20 protein-coding genes are annotated in these 18942 nt (G+C 35.2%); 13 read left to right on the top strand and 7 right to left on the bottom strand.

From position 1 onward, the window contains the following. Window positions 1-117 precede the first annotated feature (117 nt). Together AB674_RS07945 and AB674_RS07940 are read left to right on the top strand one after the other, a co-directional pair. Window positions 118-723 (top strand): hypothetical protein, encoded by a 606-nt coding sequence (locus AB674_RS07945; RefSeq protein WP_047775471.1) that lies wholly within the window; start codon window positions 118-120, stop codon window positions 721-723. A gap of 4 nt (window positions 724-727) precedes the next feature. Then, window positions 728-1444, top strand: a complete 717-nt coding sequence (locus AB674_RS07940; RefSeq protein ID WP_047775469.1) for a DUF3307 domain-containing protein — start codon at window positions 728-730, stop codon at window positions 1442-1444. Here AB674_RS07940 and AB674_RS07935 read toward each other — a convergent pair. Further along, window positions 1430-2464: a quinone-dependent dihydroorotate dehydrogenase gene (locus AB674_RS07935; protein WP_047775467.1), complete on the bottom strand. Its 1035-nt coding sequence runs from the start codon at window positions 2462-2464 to the stop codon at window positions 1430-1432. The genes AB674_RS07940 and AB674_RS07935 overlap by 15 nt on opposite strands. 193 nt (window positions 2465-2657) lie before the next feature. Here AB674_RS07935 and AB674_RS07930 point away from each other — a divergent pair, with 193 nt between their 5' ends. The 4 genes from AB674_RS07930 (at window position 2658) to AB674_RS07915 (ending at window position 6961) form a co-directional block, all read left to right on the top strand. Further along, window positions 2658-3650: a DUF6515 family protein gene (locus AB674_RS07930; protein WP_047775465.1), complete on the top strand. Its 993-nt coding sequence runs from the start codon at window positions 2658-2660 to the stop codon at window positions 3648-3650. A gap of 190 nt (window positions 3651-3840) precedes the next feature. After that, window positions 3841-4977 carry a formylglycine-generating enzyme family protein gene (locus tag AB674_RS07925; RefSeq protein WP_047775463.1) on the top strand — a complete coding sequence of 379 codons (1137 nt, stop codon included), beginning with the start codon at window positions 3841-3843 and terminating at the stop codon, window positions 4975-4977. Window positions 4978-5095: 118 nt separating this feature from the next. Beyond that, window positions 5096-6373 carry a peptidase T gene (gene pepT / locus AB674_RS07920; protein WP_047775461.1) on the top strand — a complete coding sequence of 426 codons (1278 nt, stop codon included), beginning with the start codon at window positions 5096-5098 and terminating at the stop codon, window positions 6371-6373. Next, the gene (locus tag AB674_RS07915; protein ID WP_047775460.1) at window positions 6374-6961 is read left to right on the top strand and encodes a YdeI/OmpD-associated family protein; all 588 of its coding nucleotides are present in this window, start codon (window positions 6374-6376) and stop codon (window positions 6959-6961) included. Between the two features lie 784 nt (window positions 6962-7745). Here AB674_RS07915 and yajC read toward each other — a convergent pair. The 3 genes from yajC to AB674_RS07900 all read right to left on the bottom strand — a co-directional run bounded on the left by yajC (window position 7746) and on the right by AB674_RS07900 (window position 10620). Then, entirely contained in the window at window positions 7746-8021 is a 276-nt protein-coding gene (yajC, locus tag AB674_RS07910; RefSeq protein ID WP_047775458.1) for a preprotein translocase subunit YajC, read from the bottom strand. 76 nt (window positions 8022-8097) lie between these two features. Continuing rightward, a complete protein-coding gene (gene nusB / locus AB674_RS07905; protein WP_047775766.1) occupies window positions 8098-9009 on the bottom strand; it encodes a transcription antitermination factor NusB in 912 nt (303 codons plus the stop codon). Between the two features lie 504 nt (window positions 9010-9513). Next, on the bottom strand, window positions 9514-10620 hold the full coding sequence (locus tag AB674_RS07900) for a Glu/Leu/Phe/Val family dehydrogenase (protein ID WP_047775457.1): 1107 nt from the start codon (window positions 10618-10620) through the stop codon (window positions 9514-9516). Window positions 10621-10824: 204 nt separating this feature from the next. Here AB674_RS07900 and AB674_RS07895 point away from each other — a divergent pair, with 204 nt between their 5' ends. From AB674_RS07895 to AB674_RS07880, 4 genes are all read left to right on the top strand, one after another. Next, entirely contained in the window at window positions 10825-12603 is a 1779-nt protein-coding gene (locus AB674_RS07895; protein WP_047775455.1) for an ABC transporter ATP-binding protein, read from the top strand. A gap of 68 nt (window positions 12604-12671) precedes the next feature. Further along, window positions 12672-13040 (top strand): PUR family DNA/RNA-binding protein, encoded by a 369-nt coding sequence (locus tag AB674_RS07890; protein ID WP_029268690.1) that lies wholly within the window; start codon window positions 12672-12674, stop codon window positions 13038-13040. A gap of 102 nt (window positions 13041-13142) precedes the next feature. After that, window positions 13143-13967: an alpha/beta hydrolase gene (locus tag AB674_RS07885; protein ID WP_047775765.1), complete on the top strand. Its 825-nt coding sequence runs from the start codon at window positions 13143-13145 to the stop codon at window positions 13965-13967. Window positions 13968-13990: 23 nt separating this feature from the next. Next, window positions 13991-14542 (top strand): RBBP9/YdeN family alpha/beta hydrolase, encoded by a 552-nt coding sequence (locus AB674_RS07880; protein ID WP_047775453.1) that lies wholly within the window; start codon window positions 13991-13993, stop codon window positions 14540-14542. Window positions 14543-14719: 177 nt separating this feature from the next. On the opposite strand, the gene AB674_RS07875 is transcribed toward AB674_RS07880, so the two are convergent. After that, window positions 14720-15055 carry a tRNA-binding protein gene (locus tag AB674_RS07875; RefSeq protein ID WP_047775451.1) on the bottom strand — a complete coding sequence of 112 codons (336 nt, stop codon included), beginning with the start codon at window positions 15053-15055 and terminating at the stop codon, window positions 14720-14722. Window positions 15056-15185: 130 nt separating this feature from the next. On the opposite strand from AB674_RS07875, the gene AB674_RS07870 reads away from it, so the two are divergent. Next, window positions 15186-16085, top strand: coding sequence for an alpha/beta fold hydrolase (locus AB674_RS07870; RefSeq protein ID WP_082210611.1), 900 nt, complete (start codon window positions 15186-15188; stop codon window positions 16083-16085). A 59-nt stretch (window positions 16086-16144) separates the two neighbouring features. Here AB674_RS07870 and AB674_RS07865 read toward each other — a convergent pair whose 3' ends face one another. Further along, on the bottom strand, window positions 16145-16873 hold the full coding sequence (locus tag AB674_RS07865; protein ID WP_047775449.1) for a hypothetical protein: 729 nt from the start codon (window positions 16871-16873) through the stop codon (window positions 16145-16147). Window positions 16874-17121: 248 nt separating this feature from the next. On the opposite strand from AB674_RS07865, the gene AB674_RS07860 reads away from it, so the two are divergent. After that, window positions 17122-17676, top strand: coding sequence for a thioredoxin family protein (locus AB674_RS07860; RefSeq protein WP_047775448.1), 555 nt, complete (start codon window positions 17122-17124; stop codon window positions 17674-17676). A gap of 378 nt (window positions 17677-18054) precedes the next feature. Next, window positions 18055-18435, top strand: coding sequence for a GreA/GreB family elongation factor (locus tag AB674_RS07855; protein WP_047775446.1), 381 nt, complete (start codon window positions 18055-18057; stop codon window positions 18433-18435). Window positions 18436-18527: 92 nt separating this feature from the next. On the opposite strand, the gene AB674_RS07850 is transcribed toward AB674_RS07855, so the two are convergent. Beyond that, window positions 18528-18845: a c-type cytochrome gene (locus tag AB674_RS07850; protein ID WP_047775444.1), complete on the bottom strand. Its 318-nt coding sequence runs from the start codon at window positions 18843-18845 to the stop codon at window positions 18528-18530. Window positions 18846-18942: the final 97 nt, after the last annotated feature.

The raw sequence follows: 18942 nt of genomic DNA, 5'->3' as shown, positions 1-18942 counted from the left end.
GTAATATTTGAAGATGTTACACAATAACGTAACAATACAAAATGTTACACAAAAACGTAACATTTAAAAATATTGCGTACTTTTGTAATACTATTATTATTTATTATATTTGAATCTATGACTAGTGTAATCACAGGAGACTTAATTGACTCCAGAAAACAGAAATCAAAAGATTGGGTAGAAGGTTTAAAAAAGATCCTGTCTTTATTTGGCGAGGCGCCCCTGCAATGGGAAGTATACAGAGGAGACGAATTTCAAATCGAAATAAAGAACCCTGAAGACGCTTTATTGTCGGCGATTTTAGTAAAAGCACATTTGAAATCTATCAAACTCGATGCGAGAATGAGCATTGGTTTTGGCGACAAAACGCATGCTGCTGAAAAAATATCTGAAAGCAATGGCTCTGCTTTCATCCATTCGGGGGAACTTTTTGAGACTTTAAAGAAACAAAAAGTGACTTTAGCGATACAAACAGGCAACCCGCTAATCGACGAAAAAATGAATCTGATGCTTCAGTTAGCCCTTACTTTTATGGACAACTGGCCAGCACAATCTGCCGAATTTGTAGCTATTGCAATAGAAAACCCTAGTTTATCTCAAGAAGAATTAGCACCGAAGTTAGGCATCAAAAGAGCTGCTGTGAGTCGCAGACAAAAACGTGCCCAATTTGATTTGATACTAAGTCTGGATCGTTATTTTAGAAAACAAATAAACACTTTATAGTCTTATGCTTTTATTTATAAAATTACTTTTAGCCCACCTATTAGGCGATTTTATAGGCCAGCCCAATTCATGGGTAGCCGATAAAGAAGCTAAAAAACATAAAAGTATTTATTTATATCTTCATATTCTTCTTCACGGAGTTTTGACTGCAATTCTTGTCGGAGAAATTCAATTTATACCCTATGCCGTTTTTATTACCATTTCACACGGAATAATTGATCTGATCAAACTGCATTTTCAAAAAAATAAAACAAAACGCACCTGGTTTATAGTAGACCAAATTCTGCATGTTTTAGTCTTAATCGGAGTTGTTTTTCTCTATCAAAACAAATCAATCGACATCAGCTGGTTTGGCAATCAGTTTTGGATTTTAATCACAGGAATTTTATTGGTCACAAAACCAACTTCCATTTTTATCAAGATAATTATTTCCATCTGGAGCCCTGAAAGTAGCAATGCGCATAGCGATAATTCACTGGCTAAAGCCGGAAACTATATTGGTATATTAGAGCGTCTGTTTGTTTTCTGTTTTATACTGACGGGTCACTTTGAAGCCATTGGATTTTTATTGGCTGCAAAATCGGTTTTTAGATTTGGTGATCTAAAAGAAGCCAAAGACAGAAAACTTACCGAATATGTTCTAATTGGTACTTTACTGAGTTTTGGCACCGCAATCCTCACCGGACTTATCGTGCAGGCATTACTTTTACAATTGCTTTAAAATCTTTTTATTGATGGCTTTTATCAAGGCCGGACCTTCATAAATAAAACCGGTATACAATTGTACCAGACTTGCTCCTGCATTTAACTTTTCGATGGCATCATCCGCAGAGTGAATACCTCCTACTCCAATAATAGGGAATGCTTTATTACTTTTCTCAGAAAGAAAACGAATAACCTCTGTAGAACGCTTAGTTAAAGGCTTCCCTGACAAACCACCCATTTCTGTTTGATTCGCAGCTTGCAATCCGTCACGTGAGATTGTAGTATTGGTAGCAATTACGCCCGCAATCTGAGTTGTTTTCACAATATCAATAATATCCAATAACTGCTCATCTGTTAAATCCGGAGCAATTTTCAAAAGAATAGGTTTTACTTTTTGACTGCTTGTTTTTTGCTTTTCTATATTTCTGTCCTGCAACGTCTGCAACAAAGCTGTTAATGGCTCTTTGTCTTGCAGCGCTCTTAAATTTGGAGTATTTGGAGAACTTACATTCACCACAAAATAATCAACATGATCAAATAAGGCATCAAAGCAAATAATGTAATCGTCTACCGCGTTTTCGTTTGGAGTGACTTTATTTTTACCAATATTACCTCCTATTAAAACATTTGAATTCTTTTTTAAATGTTCTACAGCTTCCAGAACTCCTCCGTTATTGAATCCCATTCGATTGATAATCGCCAGATCTTCTTTTAAGCGAAACAAACGTTTTTTAGGATTTCCTTCCTGACCCACTGGGGTAACGGTTCCAATTTCAACAAAACCGAATCCAAAATCAGAAAGTTCTTTATACAATTTAGCATCTTTATCAAATCCTGCTGCAAGTCCTACGGGGTTTTTAAATTTAATTCCAAAAACTTCTCTCTCCAGACGATTGTCTTTTACTTCGTAAACGGATTTAATTATTGACGAAACTCCTGGTATTTTTGAAATGAATTTAACGAAAGAGAAAGTGAAGTAATGTACTTCTTCCGGATCAAACCAAAAAAGTATCGGACGAATTATCAATTTATACATAGTGTGTTGTTGTTGTTGTTTTTTCGGTGGCAAATTTAATTATAATACTTGAAAGTGTCCCTATGATAGTTTAATACTGCTACAAAAATTTACTTAAAAACCGGAATTAAATGCACTTGTTCGTTAAAATCAGTTTAATTTTTAAATATTTATACGTTTTTTTTTATAATTTAGTGAACCTAAAACACTGAAGATGAAAAATATAAAAAATGCAATTAAAAAGTTGGCAGTCCAATGCTTGATAGGCTCTTTTTTTCTAATTTCACTTGACGGTATGGCACAACGTCATGGAGGCGGTGGAGGACATGTCGGCGGCGGTGCACATCGCGCGGGCGGAGCTACTCAGGCCAGACCTACACCAAAAGCAAGACCGGCAAACACAACAAGACCAACAAGGCCAGCTGCAGGGAACAAAACCTCCACAATCAACAGATCTGGCAACACTAACAACAAAGTAACCAGACCCAATAATTCCGGAACAAAAATTGGAGACAATAAAGTAACCAATAACAGAGGGAATGCTACAACAAACAGAAACAAAACCGGTAACAGAAACAACATTAGCGGTAATACTGTTAATAAAAACAGAAACAATGTAAACATAAATGTAAACAACAGCGTTCACGTTCGTAACAATCGTAATACAGTTGTAAGAAGAAACAATGTTGCTTATGGTCGTCCTGCATACCGATATGGCGGATACCGATACAATTGTTACCACCCTTATTTCTACCATCCGTACAGACCTTTTTATTGGGGACCAGTTTGGCATCCATGGGGATTCTTTATTACCTCTTTGGCCGTTACAGCAATTGTTGTTAGCGTAGAAAGCACACAATACCACTATGACCAAGGGGTTTGGTACCAATCATCAAGCGGAGGTTACACTGCCGTACCAGCTCCGGTTGGAGGAACGGTAAACAATATTCCGAGTGGCGCCCAGACGGTCAATACAGGAACGGTCAACAATTATTATTACGGCGGAACCTATTATGAAAAAGACGGCAGCAATTATAAAGTAGTAGCACCAACAGCAGGAACAATAGTTGAAAGCCTGCCTGAAGGTGGTGAAGAAGTTACCGTTGGTGATGTAAAATACATCAAATTTGGTGAAACCTACTATCAACCCGTACAAGTTGACGGTAAAGACAAATACGAAGTAGCTCTTGTTGAGGAAGATAAATAGATCCTTCTGATGAAAAAATAAAATAATTCAGATAAAAACTATTTACTCTATAGAAACAGTAGAATTTTTATATATTTGAAATGAAATTAGATAACCTTATTAAACAAATTGTATTTAATAAGGTTATTTTTTTACATCATAGGCATTATTACCCTATACAACAATACCATTCAAACCAAAATCACCCAAAATGAAAACTAAAACTTATTGGATTTTTGCCATACTCACCATCTCCATTATTACTCTTGCTTTCGGTTATACCACTTTTAAAAGTCCGAAAGAAAAACTGGCTGCCGTAGATTGTGCTGAAACTCCAAATACTACAGCCGAATCTGATTTTAAACCAACCATTGCAAACAAAACTCCTGCCCCCTCTAAAGCACCGAAAGGAATGGTTTGGATTCCCGGTGGAGAATTTTCGATGGGCAGTAATGTTGAAGATGAAAGTTTGTGCAGCATAAAAGGCGTAACAAAAGACGCTGCTCCTATTCACCGCGTTTATGTAGACGGTTATTTTATGGATAAAACCGAAGTCACCAACGAAGAATATGCAAAATTTGTAAAAGCCACCGGATATGTAACTGTTGCGGAACAGAAACCAACTAAAGAAGAATTTCCAACGGCAGCCGAAGAAGATCTAATAACAGGATCTGTTATATTTACTCCGACACCAGCCGCAGTTAATCTGAACAACTTTTTACAATGGTGGTCCTATGTTGGCGGTGCCGACTGGAAACATCCTGAAGGCCCTCAAAGCAGCATTAAAGGAAAAGAAAAATATCCTGTAGTTCACATTACCTATGAAGATGCTGCTGCCTATGCAAAATGGGCCGGCAAAAGATTACCTACTGAAGCGGAATGGGAATTTGCTGCCCGTGGCGGTAAAACCGGAAACTTATACGCCTGGGGAAATACATTAAAACCAAATGGAAAATTTCAAGCCAATATATATCAGGGGCACTTTCCAATCAAAGACGGAGACACCGGTGAAGATGGTTTTAAAGGAATTGCACCAACTGCACAATTTGAACCAAATACCTATGGCCTCTATGACATAGGCGGAAACGTATGGGAATGGGTCAACGATTGGTATAGTGTAGACTACTACCAAACGTTAGCCGGAGATGGAAAAATCACCAAAAACCCACAAGGGCCAAAAGCTTACAATGACCCGAGCGATCCAACAGAGAAAAAAAGGGTACATCGAGGCGGATCCTTTTTATGCACCGATCAGTATTGCACGCGCTATATGGTCGGCACAAGAGGAAAGGGAGAAATCAGATCTGCAGCCAATCATCTTGGCTTTAGATGCGTAAAAAGCATCTGAAAATAAAACACAACAAAAGGGTTCTACAAAACAGAATCCTTTTTTATTTGAATTTAGATATTAAGAGCTACAATTTTACAGCTAAGAAAAATGTCTATATTTGCTAAAAAATAAAAAAATGCAACATATTATTGATCGTTTTATAAGTTATGTAACAATTGATACAGAATCTGATCCAAATTCAAAAACAACTCCAAGTACAGAAAAACAATGGAACCTTGCCAATAAATTAGTCGAAGAACTAAAAACAATTGGTTTAGAAGACGTTACAATAGACGACAAAGCATACATCATGGCTACTTTGCCAAGCAATGTGGATCATGAAGTCCCTACAATTGGATTTATTTCACATTTTGACACTTCACCGGATTTTAGCGGAGCAAACGTAAAACCACAAATTGTTGAAAATTACGACGGAAAAGACATTGTTCTGAATGCCGAAAAAAACATCATTTTATCACCTGACTATTTCAAAGATTTATTACAATATAAAGGGCAAACGATCATCACAACTGACGGAACAACGCTATTAGGTGCCGATGATAAAGCCGGAATTACTGAGATTGTTTCAGCAATGGAGTATCTGGTACAGCACCCTGAAATTAAACACGGTAAAATCAGAATTGGATTTACCCCTGACGAAGAAATTGGTCGCGGTGCGCATCATTTTGACGTAGAGAAATTCGGAGCAAAATGGGCTTACACGATGGACGGAAGTCAGATTGGCGAATTAGAATACGAAAACTTTAACGCTGCAGGCGCCAAAATTACTTTTAAAGGAAAAAGTGTTCATCCGGGTTATGCAAAAGGAAAAATGATCAATTCAATGCTGATTGCAAATGATTTTATCAATGAACTTCCAAAAGGAGAAACACCACAACAAACTAAAGGATACGAAGGCTTCTTTCACGTTCATCATATCGCAGGACATATTGAAGAAACCGTTTTAGAGCTTATCATTCGCGATCACAACAAGAAAAAATTCGAAAAACGAAAAGAGTTAGTCGAAAAAATTGCGAAGAAAATTAATAAAAAATTCGCCAAAAAGTTCGGCGAAGACATTGTAACTATTGAAGTAAAAGACCAATATTACAATATGAAAGAAAAAGTACTTCCCGTAAAACATATCGTTGACATAGCCGAAAAAGCAATGAGGGAATTAGACATAAAACCGATCATAAAACCTATTCGTGGGGGAACTGACGGTTCACAACTATCTTATATGGGATTACCATGTCCTAATATTTTTGCCGGCGGTCATAACTTTCACGGAAAATATGAATATGTTCCCGCAGAAAGCATCCAAAAAGCAACTAATGTCATTGTAAAAATTGCAGAGTTAACAGCAGTACCGGGAATTTTTGATGCACCTGAAAAACCTAAAAAAAGAAAATAATTGGAACCAGCATCCGATAAAAAACACGTTTGGGACAAAGTCAATAATTGGGAGGAAGAATTACTTCTTCTTCAATCAATTATTGACAAAACCGAACTGATTGAAACCGTAAAATGGGGCGGCCCGGTTTATGTTTACAATAAAAAAAATGTTATCGGAATTGGGGGTTTTAAGGATTATTTTACCATTTGGTTCTTCAATGGCGTTTTCTTGAAAGACGAGAAAAAGAAACTCATCAACGCCCAGGAAGACAAAACAAAATCATTACGTCAATGGCGTTTTACCTCTAAAGAAGAGGTAAACGAAAAAGAAGTTCTGGAATATATTCTGGAGGCTATTGAAAACGAAAAACAGGGAAAAGTCATCAAACCAACAAAAAAAGAAACAATCGTTTCTGAGTTGCTGGAAAAAGAAATGAGTCAGAATCCGGCTTTAGCAAAAGCTTTTCAGGCTTTTTCTCCTTACAAACAATATGAGTTTTTAGAATATATTGAAACTGCCAAACAGGAAAAAACAAAACTTTCAAGAATCGAAAAGATAATCCCGATGGTTTTAGGGCATATTGGGTTGAATGATAAATACAGGTAGTTAAATTCCAAATTCCAATATTTTTAAATTCCAAATTCCAATATTTTTAAATTCCAAATTCCAATTGTTTGGGAACTGGGTGTTGTTGTTTACTCATTTCTACTTGAGAAAAAAGAATGATAACTAAAGTCTCCTACTGATTTTCCAGATTAAATTTGCTTAACACAACTTTTACTTTAAACAAAAAGTCAAACACACGCAGTTTGTGGAATATTGGATGCGATTTCTCGTACCTCGAAAGGAACAAATGTGGCGTGTTATTTTTCTAACTTACACTTTTACTTGATTCCGTGTCATTTCGACGAAGGAGAAATCACACCAGGAATTCCGCATAGTGAGCGACCATTCTTTGTCTAGTTACGCGTGTGATTTCTCGTACCTCGAAAGGAACAAATGTGGCCTGTTATTTTTCTAACTTACACTTTTACTTGATTCCGTGTCATTTCGACGAAGGAGAAATCACACGCGTAACTCCGCATACAAAATCGCCAATCTTTGTCGAATATTGGATGCGATTTCTCCTTCGTCGAAATGACAAAAAAAAAGGACTGAAATTCTAATACTAAAATTCCAAATTCCAAACTTCCCCCAAATGTCACCCTGAGCGAAGTCGAAGGCTTATCCCCGAAATCGCCAATATTTGCCGAGTTTCGTGTATGATTTCTCGTGTCTTCAAATGACAAAGTCATAGCAAATACTAGTTTTTAGTCATAAAAAATCCCAAATTCCAGTATTACAACTTTGGAATTTGGGATTTTAAAAATTTTGGAATTTTAAAAAAAAACTATGCTTTTTTGTTCAAAGCAGCGCTCATTTCCATAGAAATTGCAGAACGCTCTAATTTTAATTTCCCTGACATTGTTTCAATGATTACGGTAGTTTCTGCAAGTTCAACTACTTTACCGTGAAAACCACTTTTTGTAATTATTTTGTCACCTACTTTTAGGCTGCTTTCAAATTCTTTTTCGTTTTTTGCTCTTTTTTGTTGTGGTCTGATCATAAAGAAATAGATTACCACAAACATTAATAGAAATGGCGCAAATTGAGTTAATTGTCCCATAATTTAAATTCTTTTTTGTTTATTATTAATATTCTTTTTGGAATTTGAAATTCTAGTTTTTGAAAATTACTTTCAATTACATCAAACCTCTACCAACTTTAATCATCTTTTTGTTAGCTTCCAGCTCTTTAACTAAATTATCTAAAATTCCGTTGATAAAAATACTACTTTTTGGTGTAGAATACTCTTTGGCAATTTCTAAATATTCGTTAAGAGTTACTTTTACAGGAATTGAAGGGAATTTTAAAAACTCACAAATTGCCATTTTTAAAATAATAGTATCAATTTCAGCAATACGATCACTGTCCCAGTTTGGTGTTTTATCATCGTATTCTTTTGCAAAAATCGACTCATTTAAAACGGTTCTTCTGAACAAATCTTTTGCAAAATCTTTATCCTCTACATCTTTGTACAATTTTGGCACTCTAAAATCGTCCGGATCTTGCGTTTTAATCGCTTTCAATTGCTTGATAATATGCGTATTTACAACCGGAATATCATCAACCCATGTTAATTTATCGTCTTCCAGATATTCATACAATTTATCATTCGGAACAATAACATCAGCGAACAAATCAATTACAAATTGTCTGTCTTCTTCAAAAGTATTGGTCGAATTGCTCATGTATTTAGCATACAATTCGCTTGATTTAATATCATTTAAAAGCAATAAAATATAATCATCATTTAATGACCAGTTATTGATTTTACGATTTTCTAAAGCGATACTAAGTGAATTACTTTCGGCAAGTAGTTGAAAAATTTTATTATTGATAAATTTTTCATTCGGATTACGTTCTGCAGCAGTTGCAAGATGTTTTTTACTTGAAAGATGTAAAAAAACTGACTCTTTTTTACAAATTTCTATCAACGAAGAAAGCATTATAAGGTATAAGTCCTGAATATTATCTATGCTATAAAAAAGAAATTTCTCTTCTTTTTCCATATTATCAGAACCGCTTTGATGCATTGCATAAATGGATTGCATTACTTTAACGCGTATGTGTCTTCTATTTACCACCTTGTAAGAACATTTTAAAATTAGGGTGCAAAAATAAGAATTAAACAGGTTATAATGAAATTTAATCCAATAAAAAACACAATTCGTAATCAATTAAGTTTTAGTCGTAGGGGGAAAGTCGCAGTTTTCAGTCTCAGTCATCGTTTTCAGTCTTACTCGCGGCCTTTAAAATGTACTGATAAATAAAGGAAAGTCGCGGTTTTCAGTCGCAGTTTACAGAATCTATCAATAATCTGAGTTCGATCCTTAAGTATCTGATTTTCACATATTCTATTTTTCCTGCGAAGTCATTTTTTGATCTTGCAAGGGCAAAACATAAATCATGATACCTACAAGGCCAAAAAAAGACCTTGCAGAATCTGTTATTTAAACTTTAGTGAATAAAAAAAGTCTCAGTTCCCAGTCACAGTCTTCAGCGTATACTGAGAACCGGGACTGAAAACTGAGACTCTAAAGACTAAGTCTTAAAAACTACTTCTTAGCGTTCTCGATTTTTCTTTGATCGATACGATTCTGAGCAATTGTAAGTGCTGCTTTATGTGTAGTCATTCCGTTTTTCACAGCGTAATCGATAATTTCTAAAGTTGTATTGTAGATATTTTCGGTTTTACTCATGATTTCGGCTTTACCGTAGTGCTCTAATTCAGCGTAAACATTGATAATTCCACCCGCGTTGATTAAGAAATCCGGTGCATATAAAATACCTCTTTCCTGTAATCTTGCTCCGTGTACATTCTCATCTGCTAACTGATTGTTAGCTGCTCCAGCAATAACTTTAGCTTTTATTTTGTTTACAGTATCGTCGTTGATGGTTGCTCCCATTGCACATGGTGCATAAATATCAACATCAGCAGTATATAAATCTTCTCCGGTATAAATTGTAGCATTGTATTTTGAAGCTACCTGATACAATTTTTCTTCGTTGATATCGGTAATAGTCACTTGTGCGCCTTCTTTAGTCAAATACTCAACCAAAGTTTCACCCACGTGTCCAATTCCTTGAACCAAAACTTTTTTACCATCTAAAACATCAGAACCAAACTGACTTTTTGCAGCCGCTTTCATTCCTAAATAAACACCGTAAGCTGTTACAGGAGAAGGATTTCCTGAACCACCTCTTTCTTCAGAGATTCCGGTAACATAAGGTGTTACATCTCTAACGGTATCCATATCTTTAGTCTCCATTCCAACATCTTCAGCTGTAATATATCTACCACCTAAAGAGTGAACAAATTCGCCAAACTTACGCATTAACTCAGGAGTTTTTTGCGTTTTGGCATCACCAATAATTACTGCTTTTCCCCCACCAATATTCAGTCCGGTAATTGCAGATTTATAAGTCATACCTCTTGAAAGACGCAAAACATCGTTTAAAGCTTCCCATTCAGTATTATAATTCCACATTCTAGTACCTCCTAAAGCTGGTCCCATAACTGAATTATGAATACCAATAATTGCTTTTAAACCTGTATCTTTGTCATTGCAAAATACAATTTGTTCGTGATCGTTAAAAGATAACTGACCAAAAACAGGATCCATTTTTTGAAGTTCCTTTCCAGTTGTGAAAGTTGCATCCATAGCGCTACTATTTATTTGTTAAAATTATGAATTTGTCAAAAAGACATCTCAAACATAAACAAAAAATACACATGTGCTATTTTTTTGTCTTTAGAATAACAAATTAACAATCAATTTATTGTGAACAAATTGCGTTTTCTATTGCTTTTTATTTAAAGCAATTCACAAAACCAATATCATTTTAACATTGAATATCTTAAAAAAATGAAAGAATTACGCTATTTAAACAAATACTTCATCAAATATAAATATAGTTTCTCTTTAGGAATTTTAATCACCATAATCGCACAAATTTTTTCATTATTCACTCCAAAGCTAATTAGCAGGTCATTAAGTGCTATTGAAAAGTTCGACAAATTACCAAAAGCCGATCAGGTATCGAAAACAATTATCGCTTCGTACCATCAGGATTTGATTCATAATGTACTGCTAATCATAGCTACTACCATTGTTGCGGGCTTCCTGACCTTCTTAATGCGTCAGACTTTAATCGTAATGTCACGTCATATTGAATTTGATCTAAAGAATGAAGTCTTTAAACAATATGAAAATCTCTCGCAAAATTTCTACAAACAAAACAGAACCGGAGATTTAATGAACCGAATCAGCGAAGACGTATCAAAAGTACGTATGTACGTGGGCCCTGCCGTTATGTATACGATTAATACATTCATCCGTTTTGCCATTGTGATTATCTATATGTATAGTGTATCTCCCTTACTGACTTTGTATACGATTTTGCCATTACCTATACTCTCTTATTGCATTTTCAAACTAAGTTCAGCCATCAATAAAAAAAGTACCATATTCCAGCAATATTTATCTAAAGTTTCTAGTTTCTCTCAGGAAATCTTTTCAGGAATACGAGTAATAAAGGCTTATTCTTTAGAAAATCAACATCAAAACAACATGATTGCTCTTGCTGACGAAAGCAAGAAAAAGAGCTTAGATCTAGCCAAAGTACAATCCCTTTTTGGCCCCCTAATGATTGCTTTAATCGGAATCAGTAACTTGGTGGTGATTTATTTTGGTGGTGTTATGTACATTAATGGTACTATTCAAAGCATCGGAACTATCGCTGAGTTTATCTTATATGTAAACATGTTAACCTGGCCTGTTGCTTCATTAGGATGGGTTTCTTCTATGGTTCAGGAAGCCGAAGCTTCGCAAAAACGTCTAAATGAATTTTTGAAAATTGAACCGGAAATCAAAAACAACAATCAAAATCCATCCGATATTCAAGGCTCCATTTCTTTTGAAAACGTGAGTTACACCTATGAAGACACCAATATTGAGGCACTTAAAAATGTAACTTTCACAGTAAAAAAAGGAGAAACTTTAGCTATTTTAGGAAAAACCGGTTCCGGGAAGTCAACAATATTATCACTCATTTCACGTTTATATGATGTTACGCAAGGAAAAATCACAATTGACCAACATGAAATAAGTACTTTAAATTTAAATGATTTAAGAAACAACATTGGAATTGTTCCTCAGGATGCTTTTTTATTTTCAGATACTATTAAAAACAATATCAAATTTGGAAATCAGAATGCCACAGACGAAGAAGTTATTAAAGCTGCACAAAACGCTGTTGTTCACGACAATATCATTGCTTTCAACAAACAATATGACACTGTATTAGGAGAAAGAGGTATCACCCTTTCGGGCGGACAAAAGCAACGGGTTTCAATTGCGAGAGCGATTATTAAAAATCCGGCTATTTTACTTTTTGACGATTGCTTATCTGCAGTCGACACAGAGACAGAAGAGACGATTTTGAACAATTTGTTCGAAATTTGTAAAGATAAAACGACAATAATTGTCAGTCATCGGGTTTCTTCAGCGAAAAATGCCGACAAAATTATCATCCTTGAGGACGGTAAAATCATCCAACAAGGCTCTCATAATCAATTAATAAATCAGGAGGGTTATTATTCTTCGTTATATTTGAAACAACTTTCGGAAAAAGAATTACTTTAATTGTTGTGTAATCGATAATTTTTTATGATTTTTGAGTACTATTAATTCCAAAAATGATAGAACGTATTATGAGAGAAAATGACATGTTAGAAAAAGAAGAGATTTTTTCTAAAGTATTACGAGCAGGGAGAAGAACTTATTTCTTTGATGTGAGAGCGACAAAGGCTGACGATTATTATATCACAATTACCGAAAGCAAAAAATTTACTGAAGAAGATGGTTCATTTCACTTTAAAAAACACAAAATCTACTTGTACAAAGAAGATTTTAGTGCTTTCGCTGAAATACTTGAAGAGATGACTTCGTATGTCTTGAACCACAAAGGCGAAGAAGTAATTTCTGAAAGACACCAAAAAGATTTTAAAAAAGAGTACGGTTCTGATAAACCTGAAGGACAGAGATCTAGCTTTACTGATATTGATTTCGACGATATTTAGTCCTAAAAATAGCTTTTTAAAAAGTACGAGTCCAACATGTCCTGCATTTTGGACTTTTTTTATACCTTTAAATTATCGCTTCCTTTTCCAAAACCCGCAACAATGAAAAAAAAACTGCTACTTCTCTATTTCTTCTTTACTGCAAGTATCCTTTTTGCTCAAAAAACGGAGTATGAAATAAAATCCAATATTCAGTATTACGATTCTGCAACAAATAAAAATGACAATTACATTAACCAACGTTGCGTATTAGACATATATTATCCTAAAAACAAAAAGGGCTTCGCAACGATTCTTTGGTTTCATGGCGGGGGCCTAAGCGGAGGGCATATGGAAATTCCGGAAGCTCTGAAAAACAAAGGTTTTGCCATTGTAGGTATCAATTACAGATTATCGCCAAAAGTAAAAGCGGCTAAATGTATAGAAGATAGCGCAGCTGCCGTTGCCTGGGCTTTTAATAATATTGCAGATTATGGAGGTGATCCGGAACTGATTTTTGTTTCCGGACATTCCGCTGGAGGCTACCTGACTTCAATGATTGGTCTGGATAAAAAATGGTTACAAAAAGAAGGCATTGATGCCAATAAAATTGCAGGACTTATCCCTTTTAGTGGTCAGTGCATTACTCATTTTGAGATCAGAAAAGAAAATGGAATTCAAAATACACAAGCAACTATCGATAATTACGCACCAATTTATCATGTTCGCTCCGACGCTCCACCAATCTTACTAATAACCGGAGATCGTGAAATGGAAATGTTGGGTCGTTATGAAGAAAACGCTTATATGGCCCGTATGATGAAACTTGTAGGACACAAACAGACCAAACTTTTTGAGTTAAACGGTTATGGTCACGGAATGACTGAACCGGGCTTCCCATTACTCTTAAATGAAGTTAACCGAATTATAAAACAACGCGAAAAATAACCTTTAAAAACAAATCCACGGCAATGGAAACAAATTTATTAATACTACCCGGACTAGGAAACTCAGGCGAAAAACATTGGCAAACTTTCTGGCATGAAAAATTCAAAAACTCCAAACGAATTGTTCAGGACAATTGGGATGAGCCTATTCGTACCGAATGGATCGAAAGATTAAACGAAGAAATCGCTAAACTAAACAGTCCAACCATTCTTGTAGCGCACAGCTTAGCCGTTTCATTGGTATTGCATTGGGCCGCTTCAAATCACAACAAAAATATTGTCGGCGCACTCTTAGTAGCTCCCGCAGATGTAGACTCTCCCGAGCATACTCCGGAATGCATCAGAAACTTTTCTCCAATACCAACTATAAAATTACCTTTCCCGTCTATTGTTGTAGCCAGCGAAAATGATCCTTACGCCTCCTTTGAGCGAAAAAAATACTTTGCCCAAATGTGGGGAAGTAAACTTGTCAACGTAGGGCAAAAAGGCCACATCAATTCGGACTCTGATTTAAAATACTGGGAAGAAGGACAGTTAATTTTACAACAATTAGTTGCGAAAATTAGTACTATTTAGTCTCAGTTTTCAGTCTCAGTCACAGTCTCGAAAAGCGGAATTGTGATTGCGAAATGTAGCCTGTAAGATGTAAAATGAAAAGCGTGTAATCTAAACTGAATACTGCGACTGAGACCGTGACTGAACACTGAGACTGTGACTGAACACTGTGACTGAGACTCAGACCGTGACTAAAAACTAACCAATCCGCAAGCCATTTTCGATTTTAAAATCGGGAGCCAGTAAGATCACATCACCCTCATCTCCTACGGCACCAAGAACCAGGCATTCACTATTGAACTTCCCTATTTGTTTTTTAGGAAAATTAACCACGGCTACAATCTGTCTGTTAAGCAACTCTTCTTTTGTATATCGTTTGGTAATTTGTGCCGATGATTTTCTGAGGCCAATTTCGGCACCAAAATCAATTGTAAGCTGATAGGCCGGTTTTCGGGCTTCGGGAAAATCATTTACACCGATTATGGTTCCTACTCGCATATCGGTTCTTTCAAATTCACTCCAGGTTAAATCCATTTTTATATCGTCTTTATTTACAAACCTAAAAATTTTGTAATTATTGACAGCAATTCTATAACTTTTTTTTACACTTCATTTTTAATTTTACTAATCAAATTAGTATTGCCAACATTAAAAAATACGAAAAATGGAAAATAGTTTTATAAATACCTTCACTTCTTTTAGAGATACCGATCCTGATCTTGATGTAAAAGCACGAAACACTGATAAATACATACAAACTGCTCAAAACGTAAAACTATATGTAAGGGACTATGGCAAAGGGAAACCGGTCATTTTAATTCATGGCTGGCCACTGTCTAATGAGATGTGGGAATACCAAATTGATTTTTTGGTTCAGAACAACTTCAGAGTAATTGCCTATGACCGACGTGGATTTGGAAAATCTTCACAACCTTGGGATGGCTACGATTTTGACACTTTAACAGATGACCTCAACGAAATAATCGAACAACTTCAATTGGGCGATTTTACACTGATTGGGTTTTCTATGGGCGGCGGAGAAGTCGTACGTTACTTTAGCCGACATGACGGAAGAGGCGCTACTAAAGCGGTTCTAATCTCCTCAATTATCCCTTTTCTGTCAAAAACGGAAGATAATCCTGATGGACGTCCAAAAGAAAAAGCCGATGCCACTGCTGCTGCTATCAAGGAAGACCGAATTGGTTTTCTGGATAATTTCGGAAAGACATTTTTTGGCGTAAATGTGATCAACAAACCGGTAAGCAACGCTTTGTTAGAATACTATCGAATGCTTTGCTCCTTTGCTTCGCCACGAGCCACTTTGAAATGTGCTGAATCGCTTACGAATACCGATTTTAGGAGTGAGTTAGATACTATAAAAGTTCCAACACTACTCATTCATGGAACAGATGATAAAACCGTACCGATTGACCTAACATCAAAAAAAGCAGCGGAATCAATAGCAAACAGCACTTTCGTTACCTATGAAGGCGCACCACACGGATTGTTTTATACCGAAAGACAAAAACTAAACAATGATTTACTGAATTTCTTAAATTCGTAAACCAACCCCAGAATATCCAAAAAGCTCTTTCATAGGACTCTTTGGATATTTTATTTCTTTTAATCTTTTAAATTATATTCTGCATTAATTTCGGCTACAACTTTCTCTGACTTACTAATACACAAATCGTAGACCTCTACTACTGAAGGATCTTCAAGGAAAAAGCAAATATTTCGACCTTCACTTCTATGGGTTAAAATAGCACTTATATTAGAAACCGAATCGGATGATTTTTTAAAGTTCTTGATATAATAATTAAAAAACATATCTTTTTTGCCCAAGTAGACACCTGATACTGTTTGCAATATTTTATATTGTTCCTGATATAAATCCATAATATCATTTTGCAGGATCAAGTTATCAATATCACCCATCTTTCCGGATGATTTAAATCCTTCAAATCTCCCATCATTTGGCAAAAGCAAAATCTTCAAAAAAATTGATCCTTGGTACTTTTTTAACGAATCGGCATTCACATCCTGATTTGGTTTTACATTTGCCAAATAATGAAATGCTGCCCTTTCTTTCAAACTGCCTTCTTTATCCTCTTTCATTTCTGATATGTCCTTTTTTAAATCAACCTTTAGCCCTAATAAAAATTGTTTAACTTCCATCTCTTTATGATGCAATATACTTTTTTCATGAAACCAAATAGAGAGCATAACAGCAAAAACAATTATTAAGATTTCAACAACTATTTTCTTCAATTTCTCCCATAAACTATATTTTTTACTATTCCAGCTGCTATAAGCATTACTTAAGTGTTTTATTGTTTCTAATTCCTGCATTTTAAATCCTTTACTATCTTACTATTATCTCTATGTACTTTATTTCTTTAGTACCACAATTCAAATTTAAGTAAAAATCTTACTTTATTAAAATAAAATCAAGTAATTTGTAATCAAATATATGTTAAAAATAAAATTAACGATTTTACCAAAAGCAGAAGCTTTGTGCGATACTTCCTTAATATTGGATTCTCTATTTTTTTAAACAGAATTTTAGCCTTATTTTTGAATAATCAATTCTCTATAAAATGGCAAAAACTCCTTCAAATATGTTACCTCTTGGAACTATTGCTCCAAACTTCAAACTAAAAGATACAAATTCAAATAATATGTATTCTTTTGACGAACTAAAGGGAACAAAAGGCACTTTGGTTATATTTATGTGCAATCATTGCCCTTTTGTACTGCATGTTATCCCCGAAATTATCATGATCGCTAATGATTATCGCGTTCAAGGAATTGGAGTAATTGCGATTTCCAGCAATGATATTGAAAAATATCCTCAGGACGCTCCGGAACTCATGACGGAATTTGCTTTTCAACACAAAATAGATTTTCCTTATTTATTCGACGAAACGCAGGAAGTTGCAAAAGCTTTTGATGCTGCCTGTACTCCCGATTTTTATCTGTTTGATGCCAGCGACCGTTTGTTTTATCGTGGGCAATTGGACGATTCAAGACCTAATAACGGAATTCCACTAAGCGGGAGCGACTTACGAAGTGCTATAGATGCGTTAATCTATAACCGAACTTTAAAAGATTTGCAGAAACCAAGTATTGGTTGCAACATCAAATGGAAATAACCGTCCTGACTTTTCAAAAAGTTTAAGTATCTTTACGAATTCACCCAAACAATCACTCATGGCGAGTATTATAGTATCAACCGTTTCTATACTACTGTTTTCTTTCAGGAGAAAACCGCTTGCCGTTGCATTTATTTCACATAGTAAGGCCTTTATTAATTAGGCCTCCGTCTACTTCAATTTCTTCTTTCAGGCGGAGGATTTACCTTTTTTTTTTAATTTGTTTTATTTGAAAGAAGCTTTCTTCTGTCAAATAATCCCGTTTCAATCAACATCCCATTTACAATCATTTACTTCTAGTCACAATCTGTATATTTTATACATGTTGAGAACCGGAACCATTACTTTTTTTTCAAATAAATAAACAATAATAACACCATGAAACCAATCCCTATTTTCAGCTCCACAGATTATCAATTACTCCGAGAATTGATTTTAAAAAGTAAAAATGCTATTAATGCAAAAGAAATCGGTCAGCTTTCTCATGAATTAGACCGTGCGATTATCAGCAAAGACAGCACACTTGATCCTTTAGTGATCCGAATCAATTCATTTGTCACTATTGAAGATGTAAAAGCCAAGAAGCAAATGAAAATTCAAATTGTACTACCTTCATTGGCCGATGTAAAAGCGGGGAAAATTTCTATCCTGGCTCCTTTAAGTGTGGCCATAATTGGATTTAAAGAAAATGATGAAGTCGATTGGGAGCTACCTGCCGGAATAAAATCTTTAAAAATAATTGCAGTGAGCAATACTTAATCTTTTAAACACCTCTTTTATGCAGGTGTTTTTTTATGTCTGGCAGGGAATAAAAAAAAGCATCCCGATTACAGCATGCTTTTTTAAGTCGTTTACAATTGTGAATTAATATAATTCGTAATAGAAGCCATTTGCGTACCGTCTAAATGTGCTTTTTTACCCATTCTCACTAAGATTGGAGTCCATTCTTCCTGTGTAAATTTTTTAGGTTCGTACAATTTATGGCATTTTGCACAATTGTTTGAATACAAGTTTTGACCTTCTGCCAACTCAGGCGTCAATGTTACCCCCTTAGCAGTTTCAGTTGGTGGTACGGCTGGCTCAGTCGCAGCAACCGGAGCTGACTTTTGAGTACCGCAAGAAGCCAAAAGCAGGGCTACCGCAGCAAAGGTTAAAAGTGTTGATTTCATTAGCTTTGTTTTTTAAGTAAATATAAAAAAATCCCATTCGTAAATGAATGGGATTTATTATTTAGACAGTATTTAAATTAGAACAAAGCGGTCTAAT

Origin of the sequence: Flavobacterium sp. ABG, assembly GCF_001027725.1 — a bacterium.
Classification (GTDB): domain Bacteria; phylum Bacteroidota; class Bacteroidia; order Flavobacteriales; family Flavobacteriaceae; genus Flavobacterium; species Flavobacterium cupriresistens.
This window is presented reverse-complemented; position numbering and strand designations above follow the sequence as displayed.

What these genes read in the sequence shown, in the direction of transcription:
- AB674_RS07945 (WP_047775471.1), top strand. Translation starts at nt 118, where the DNA reads ATGACTAGTGTAATCACAGGAGACTTAATTGACTCCAGAAAACAGAAA.
- AB674_RS07940 (WP_047775469.1), top strand. Translation starts at nt 728, where the DNA reads ATGCTTTTATTTATAAAATTACTTTTAGCCCACCTATTAGGCGATTTT.
- AB674_RS07935 (WP_047775467.1), bottom strand. Translation starts at nt 2,464, where the DNA reads ATGTATAAATTGATAATTCGTCCGATACTTTTTTGGTTTGATCCGGAA.
- AB674_RS07930 (WP_047775465.1), top strand. Translation starts at nt 2,658, where the DNA reads ATGAAAAATATAAAAAATGCAATTAAAAAGTTGGCAGTCCAATGCTTG.
- AB674_RS07925 (WP_047775463.1), top strand. Translation starts at nt 3,841, where the DNA reads ATGAAAACTAAAACTTATTGGATTTTTGCCATACTCACCATCTCCATT.
- pepT (WP_047775461.1), top strand. Translation starts at nt 5,096, where the DNA reads ATGCAACATATTATTGATCGTTTTATAAGTTATGTAACAATTGATACA.
- yajC (WP_047775458.1), bottom strand. Translation starts at nt 8,021, where the DNA reads ATGGGACAATTAACTCAATTTGCGCCATTTCTATTAATGTTTGTGGTA.
- nusB (WP_047775766.1), bottom strand. Translation starts at nt 9,009, where the DNA reads ATGCAATCCATTTATGCAATGCATCAAAGCGGTTCTGATAATATGGAA.
- AB674_RS07900 (WP_047775457.1), bottom strand. Translation starts at nt 10,620, where the DNA reads ATGGATGCAACTTTCACAACTGGAAAGGAACTTCAAAAAATGGATCCT.
- AB674_RS07895 (WP_047775455.1), top strand. Translation starts at nt 10,825, where the DNA reads ATGAAAGAATTACGCTATTTAAACAAATACTTCATCAAATATAAATAT.
- AB674_RS07890 (WP_029268690.1), top strand. Translation starts at nt 12,672, where the DNA reads ATGAGAGAAAATGACATGTTAGAAAAAGAAGAGATTTTTTCTAAAGTA.
- AB674_RS07885 (WP_047775765.1), top strand. Translation starts at nt 13,143, where the DNA reads ATGAAAAAAAAACTGCTACTTCTCTATTTCTTCTTTACTGCAAGTATC.
- AB674_RS07880 (WP_047775453.1), top strand. Translation starts at nt 13,991, where the DNA reads ATGGAAACAAATTTATTAATACTACCCGGACTAGGAAACTCAGGCGAA.
- AB674_RS07875 (WP_047775451.1), bottom strand. Translation starts at nt 15,055, where the DNA reads ATGGATTTAACCTGGAGTGAATTTGAAAGAACCGATATGCGAGTAGGA.
- AB674_RS07870 (WP_082210611.1), top strand. Translation starts at nt 15,186, where the DNA reads ATGGAAAATAGTTTTATAAATACCTTCACTTCTTTTAGAGATACCGAT.
- AB674_RS07865 (WP_047775449.1), bottom strand. Translation starts at nt 16,873, where the DNA reads ATGCAGGAATTAGAAACAATAAAACACTTAAGTAATGCTTATAGCAGC.
- AB674_RS07860 (WP_047775448.1), top strand. Translation starts at nt 17,122, where the DNA reads ATGGCAAAAACTCCTTCAAATATGTTACCTCTTGGAACTATTGCTCCA.
- AB674_RS07855 (WP_047775446.1), top strand. Translation starts at nt 18,055, where the DNA reads ATGAAACCAATCCCTATTTTCAGCTCCACAGATTATCAATTACTCCGA.
- AB674_RS07850 (WP_047775444.1), bottom strand. Translation starts at nt 18,845, where the DNA reads ATGAAATCAACACTTTTAACCTTTGCTGCGGTAGCCCTGCTTTTGGCT.